5 protein-coding genes are annotated in these 5250 nt (G+C 62.6%); all 5 read left to right on the top strand.

Annotation, left to right across the window (positions count from 1 at the left end; all coding sequences use genetic code 11):
- On the top strand, positions 1–1526 hold a 1526-nt coding region (locus tag NKH90_RS34065), incomplete at its 5' end, for a sugar ABC transporter ATP-binding protein (protein WP_352823665.1).
- On the top strand, positions 1523–2527 hold the full coding sequence (locus NKH90_RS34060; RefSeq protein ID WP_352823662.1) for an ABC transporter permease: 1005 nt from the start codon (positions 1523–1525) through the stop codon (positions 2525–2527). The genes NKH90_RS34065 and NKH90_RS34060, both read left to right, overlap by 4 nt.
- A 22-nt stretch (positions 2528–2549) precedes the next feature.
- Positions 2550–3512, top strand: a complete 963-nt coding sequence (locus tag NKH90_RS34055) for a substrate-binding domain-containing protein (RefSeq protein ID WP_352823660.1) — start codon at positions 2550–2552, stop codon at positions 3510–3512.
- 64 nt (positions 3513–3576) lie between these two features.
- A complete protein-coding gene (locus NKH90_RS34050) occupies positions 3577–4470 on the top strand; it encodes an amidohydrolase family protein (RefSeq protein WP_352823658.1) in 894 nt (297 codons plus the stop codon).
- Positions 4471–4505: 35 nt separating this feature from the next.
- Positions 4506–5250: SDR family NAD(P)-dependent oxidoreductase (locus NKH90_RS34045; protein ID WP_352823656.1), on the top strand; the 745-nt coding region annotated here is incomplete at its 3' end.

Here is a 5250-nt window from a genome sequence, read left to right as displayed (position 1 = left end):
CGAGTTCAACCCAAAGCTTGGGTAGCGCCGGCAACGTGCCGGGAGTTGGACAGGTATTGACCAGGAAGCCCCTGATCGAAGCTGCGAATATCGAGAAGAGTTATGACGCAACACGGGTCCTTCGGGGCGTGAGTTTTCAGGTCCGGCCTGGCGAAATCCACGCGCTCCTGGGCGGCAACGGCGCCGGCAAAAGCACCCTGATCCGCATCATCACCGGGCTGATCTCACGCGATGCCGGCGATATTAGCTTCGCCTCGTCGAAGGCCGGCCACACCAGCCCGATCATCGCGGTGGTGCATCAGGAGCTGGCGCTATTGCCCGAGCTGTCGGTCGCGGAAAATATCGGCATTGTGCATGCGAGGTCGGGCTGGTCGCAGATCAGCCGTCGCCGCATGCGCGAAACCGCGCTCGGAGCGCTCCGGCTGATTGACCCAGCGATCGGCGAAGAGATCATCGAGCTGCCGGCACGCAAATTGTCCCTCCACGAAGGCCAGATCGTCGAGATCGCTCGTGCCCTTTCCACCGGAGCCGAAGTGCTGCTTCTCGACGAGCCCACGGCCAATCTCACTGCCGGCGAGACTGCCAAACTCTTCTCGGTGCTGAAGCGGTTGGTGCACGAGGAAGGCATCGGCATCGTCTTTGTTTCTCACCGTATGCGGGAAATCCGCGCGCTCTGCGATGTCTGCACGATCTTGCGCGATGGCGTCACGATCGCGAATGCCACGCCGCTTGCATCGCTCAGCGACGCCGAAATCGTCCAGCAGATGGGCCAACACGCGCAGCGTCCGGCAAGGCACCGCAACCCGCAAAAACACCTCCGACAGGGCATACCAGTCGAACTCCTCGGCCCCGGCGACGTCGGGATAGCGATTTCGTCCGGCACCATCCTGGGACTGGCCGGCGCGCCCGCAGGCCCGACCGGCCTCATTGCTCCCCTGGTGGGCGCCGGACCCGGGGCTGGCTGGCGCCTTTCCGGCGAGGGTTTTGCGGACCGCTTCTCGTCTCCAGCGGCAGCGGCGCGGGCCGGTATCGGCTTTGTTTCGGGCGACCGCGCAACCAAGGGGATCCTTTCGCAGCTGCCCATCGTCGATAACGTGCTTGCAGCACGCAGGGTTCGCGAAAGACGGCGGATCGTGGCCGCAGCCGAGCGGCAGGAATGTCACGATCTCGTTTCAGCGCTGAAGTTGAAAGCCAGCTCGATCTGGGACCTGCCGACCTCGCTGTCCGGCGGCAACCAGCAGAAGCTTCTCGTCGCACGGTGGCTTGGGCTGCCGCTCCGGATGGTGGTGCTGGAAGAGCCGACGCGTGGCGTCGACATCGGCACCAAGCATGACATTTACGGTTTGATCCGGGAGATGGCCGACGCTGGCGCGATCATCATCTGGTGGTCGACGGAGAACGTCGAGCTGCTCGAGCTTTGCGACGCTATTTTCGCCTTTGACACCGATGGGCAGCCGAAGGGATTCCTGCCTGAAGAGCACTTCACCGAAGAGGGGCTCGCCGAACTGACGGGGATGGCGGCATGACCGACGCAACCAACGGGACCGCCACCACGAACAAACTCCGGACCGCCAACTCGCGCGTCCCAGCAGTTCTTTTGTCCTACCGCACTGAAGCCGCGATTGCCGCTGCGATCGTCGTCCTGCTGCTGGCCGTCGGCATGTTCGTGCCCGCAGCACTCAGCATGGGCAATGTGCAAAACATCATCCAGGCCGCCGCGCCTCTCATAATCATGTCGCTCGGTGTTTTGCTGGTCGTCATTACCGGCGGAATTGATCTTTCGGTCGGTTCAGTCTTTTCCCTGACCGGAATGGTGACCGCGCTGGCGATGGCCAATGGCGCCGACGGACTGACCGCGAGTGCTGCCGGCCTGGCGGTCGGCCTTGTGTTCGGCTCGATCAATGGCCTTCTGGTCACGGTCGTCGGGCTCGCGCCTTTCGTCGTCACGCTCATCACCTACGCGGTGGCGGGCAGCCTTGCCTTCATCGTCACCAATGGGCGTTCGATGCCGATCGGCGCCCCGGATTTCTGGCTCCTGAATTCGGGCGAGATTATCCCAGGCATCCCGAACCATCTTCTGTTCTGCATCATAGTGATGATCGCGCTGGAATACGTTTTGCGCAAGGTCGTGCTCGGACGCTGGTTCTATGCCGTCGGGTCGTCGGCAATTGCTGCCCGGCTGCTCGGCATTCCGGTTCTGCGCATCAAGTTTGCAGCCTATGTCGCTTCGGGCCTGCTCGCCTCTTTCGCCGGGCTGTTGACGGCAAGTTACATCCTCAACGCCGAAGCCACTGCCGGCGCCAGCCTGATGCTGCAGGCAATCGCCGCCGTCGTCATTGGCGGGGCCAGCCTCTTTGGCGGAACCGGGAGCGCGATCGGCGCCGTGCTGGGCGCTCTGATGATCACCTGCATCCAGAACGGCGTGAACCTCATCGGCGTGAACAGCTTCTGGCAAGGCTCAGTCACCGGCGCCGCGATCCTGCTCGCGGTGCTGATTGACCGCTTCAGCAACAAGAACCGCATCTAGATCATCAATGGGAGGAACCAAGATGAAGTTTAAGACCATACTACTTGCAGCGTTGGCGGCGGCTACCTTGTCCAGCGCATCATACGCTGAAGACAAGAAGACCGTCGCCTACATCGCCCCGTCGCTGGACATCTCCTACTGGCAATGGGTCGGGTACGGCGTAAAGGAGAAGGCCAAGGAACTCGGCATGGATTATGTCGAGTACACCTCGGAAAACTCACCCGCCAAGCAGATGGACAATGCGCGGACCGCCGTGACCAAAGGCGTCGCGGCCATCGTGATCGGCCCCGTCAGCTCGACCTCGACACCGCCGCTGCTCGACTATCTAGCGAAGCAGAACGTGCCGATCGCGTTCGCCGGCATCGGGCCGCAACCGGGCCTCACCAACTATACGTCCTCGGTCACCGCGAACAACTATGAGACCGGCAAGGCGCAGGGGAAATTCACCTGCGAGCTCGCCAAGGAGCGTGGCGGCAACAAGGTTGGCATGCTGTCGCTGCCGCAGGACCGGGAGAATGCACAGAAATACCTCAAGGGCGCCAAGGAGGCGTTCGCGGCCGCAGGGTGTGACCTCGTCCAGATGCTGGAGACGCGTGGCCTGACGATCAACGAAGCCGTCACCCAGGCAAATGACCTCTTGACCGCCAATCCCGATATCAAGGCCATCTACGGCATGTATGACGAAGCCGGCAGCGGCGCCGCCAAGGTGGTCGAGACCCGGGGCCTCACCGGCAAGATCGGCATCACCGTGGCCGACGGCTCGCCGACCACGATCGCGCTGCTCAAGAAAGGAGCGATCCAGGGCATCTTCTTCCAGGAGGCGGTGGGCCAAGGCATCGACGGAACCCAACAGGTCTACAACGCACTGACGGGCGCACCGGTGACCCAGGACCTGGCCTTGGTCATGCCTCTTGTGACCGCCGACAAGGTCGAGAGTCCTGAGGCCAAGAGGGTCATCGCCCGCGTCTTTCCGCCGAGCAACTGACCGCCACCCAATGGACCCGCCGGCTTGGCCGGCGGGTCCAGACCTCGAGCAAGGAATCCCGACCGTGGCCGAGCTGCCGTTCATCGATCCGCACCATCATTTGTGGGATCTGGAGACCAATTATTATCCGTGGCTGGCCGACGGGGTTAAGCCGTCAGCTTTCGGTGACTACGAGGCGATCCGCAAAAGCTACCTTCTCGACGACTATCTAGAAGACGCCAGGAACCAGACCCTGGTGAAATCGGTGCACCTGGATGTGGGGTTCGATCCCAGCGATCCGGTTGGGGAGACGCGCTGGCTGCAGGAGATCGCCGACAAGCGGGGGTTTCCCCACGGCATCGTCGGCTATGCCGACCTGTCTAGACCCGATGTTGGCGAGCTCCTCGACCGCCACATGGAACATCAGAACTTCCGCGGCATTCGGCAGTCGATGAACTACCATCCCGACGCCGCTAAGACATATCAGGCGCGGCCGGAGGTGAGCCGGACACCCGAATGGCGGCGTGGTTTCCGGGAGCTGGCGAAGCGACGGCTGAGCTTCGACCTGCAGCTCTACTATCCCCAGATGGGTGAGTTCCTCGAACTCGCGCGCGACTTTCCCGACGTCCAGATCATTCTCAATCACACCGGCATGCAGGTCGACGGCGCCGAGCATTTTGGCGCCTGGAAAAAAGGCATGCACCAGTTGGCGCAAGCGCCGAACGTCGCCTGCAAAATCTCGGGCCTCGGCATGGGCGACTGGACTTGGACCACGGCCTCGATTCGTCCTTATGTCGAGGAGGCGATCGCAGCCTTCGGCGTCGGCCGCTCGATGTTCGCGACGAACTTCCCCGTCGACAAGCTGTTCTCGAGCTTCGACGCCATTTTGAACGCCTTCAAGGAAATTACGATCGCCTACCCGCACGAGGAGCGGCTCGCGCTGTTCCATGACAACGCTGCCCGGTTCTACCGACTTTAGATCACCGGCAAAGAGAAATAGCAGGAGAGTTCGACATGTTGCTGAAGGGCAAGGCCGTGGTGATTTCAGGGGCCGCGAGCCCTCGGGGGATAGGCCGCTCCACGGCAACGCTGATGGCGGAGCAAGGCGCGCGCATTGCTATTCTTGACCTCGATGAGCAACAGGCCCGTGACGCCGCCGAGTCGCTTGGGCCCGAGCACATTGGCCTCGCCTGTAACGTCGCCGACCTCGATGCGTGCAAGAGGGCTGCTGCCGAAGTGGCCGAAGCCTTCGGCAAGGTCGACGTGCTGTGCAACATTGCCGGGATCACGCAGCCCGCAAAGACACTGGATATCGGCCCGGCTGACTGGGACCGCATCCTCGATGTCAACCTACGCGGCGTGCTCTATCTCAGCCAGGCATTCATCCCGAACATGCGCGAAAATGGCGGCGGCTCGATCATCTGCATGTCGTCGGTTTCGGCCCAGCGCGGCGGCGGCATCTTCGGTGGCCCGCACTATTCGGCTGCCAAGGCGGGTGTTCTGGGGCTTGCCAAGGCCATGGCGCGCGAATTCGGTCCCGAAGGCATCCGCGTCAACTGCATCACACCGGGCCTGATCCAGACCGACATCACCGGCGGCAAACTGACCAACGCCATGCGCGCCGACATCATCAAGGGAATCCCGCTCAGCCGGCTGGGCGAGGCGCGCGACGTCGCCGGCGCCTATCTCTTCCTGGCTTCCGATCTGGCCAGCTACATCACCGGCGCCGTGATCGATGTCAACGGTGGGATGCTAATCC

The organism is Mesorhizobium sp. M0898, assembly GCF_040319695.1.
Classification (GTDB): domain Bacteria; phylum Pseudomonadota; class Alphaproteobacteria; order Rhizobiales; family Rhizobiaceae; genus Mesorhizobium.
The sequence above is the reverse complement of the archived record's forward strand: the minus strand, read 5'-3'. Positions and strand labels throughout refer to the sequence as shown.

Coding starts and splice junctions, on each gene's coding strand:
- NKH90_RS34055 (WP_352823660.1), top strand. CDS start 2,550: ATGAAGTTTAAGACCATACTACTTGCAGCGTTGGCGGCGGCTACCTTG.
- NKH90_RS34060 (WP_352823662.1), top strand. CDS start 1,523: ATGACCGACGCAACCAACGGGACCGCCACCACGAACAAACTCCGGACC.